The organism is Pseudomonas sp. IT-P4, from assembly GCF_949767755.1.
GTDB classification, from domain to species: domain Bacteria; phylum Pseudomonadota; class Gammaproteobacteria; order Pseudomonadales; family Pseudomonadaceae; genus Aquipseudomonas; species Aquipseudomonas monachiensis.
The window spans coordinates 1-1060 of the sequence record NZ_CATKPX010000073.1 but is presented as its reverse complement, the minus strand read 5'-3'; the positions used below and the strand labels follow the sequence as shown (position 1 = coordinate 1060).

The 1060-nt window shown below is 54.6% G+C and carries 1 protein-coding gene; it reads left to right on the top strand.

Annotated features, from left to right (window positions below; translation table 11 throughout):
• Positions 1-166: 166 nt before the first annotated feature.
• On the top strand, positions 167-1060 hold an 894-nt coding region (locus ACM6IT_RS24600; protein ID WP_414918881.1), incomplete at its 3' end, for a DUF6396 domain-containing protein.

Genomic DNA, 1060 nt, shown 5'->3' with positions numbered 1-1060 from the left:
GGATGCACACGAATGGTTTGGGTGCACAGGATGATCCGAAGGAGGCGTTCAAAGCCTGGGAAGACATCATCAAACGGAATAAGAATTTTCAATCCAAACAATTGATTCCCTATGCCCCCCTCGTCGAGTTCTATTTCGGCGAATCCGACCTGTCGGACCTCGACTGATGCACCGGCTCTTGTTGCTGTCATGTCTGCTGCTGGTCGCCTGCGATACCAGTAATCCTACCTCTACCTCGACCAAGGAAACGCCCTTGAACCCTTTAACTGAAGTCAAGGCCAAGCTGGCCTTCAGCTGTGTACACGAGCAGATCCCTGCGGCCTCCGCCGAGGTCGATGTGCTGTTCCATTACGCGCGCTGGTTGCAAAAGAACAACCAACTCAAGCAGGACAAGACCGTTGATGTAGAGATCGAGCGCTTGTACCGCATCGCCAGTGAAAACGGCCACTACAAGGCCAATATCAATCTGCAGAACGGTGCCATGCGCGGTACTTTCAAACTCCGTGGTGAAGAGCATTTGCGCATGAGTGAGCAACTGATCAACGCCGGAGTGGCAACGGGATATTACTTTGTCGGCATCTTCCTGCAGAACGGTTCGGCGGGGCTGCAGAAAGATCACGAAATAGCGTTGCGTTACTACCGTAAAGCCGCCGATGAAGGTAATCCGCTAGCTCAAGCCTATGTCGCAGACAAGTTGGCGCCGATCAACATTGCCCCGGACGTTGCCCGGAAAATGCGCCGTTGCGCGGCCGAGCAGGGGCACGGTGATGCAGCCTCCGACCTAGGTGTTGATCTGTCGACAGATGGTCATTATCAAGAAGCACTTGATGGATTCCAACTTGGCGTTGCGGCCGGTGACAGCACTTCGGCGTCTTTTTTGAGCGAGGGCTTCCGTGGTCCGGAGCCGGATGATCGGTTGTACTACCTGGGCCAACAGGAAGACCTCGAACGCGCCGATCGCTACAAAAAAATCTGGAAAATCCTCTCGGGCTACTCCTACGCCAATCCCAAAGTCCCCGAAATCAATGAGATCCTCCCGCTGCCGCCTGCCCCGTTACCA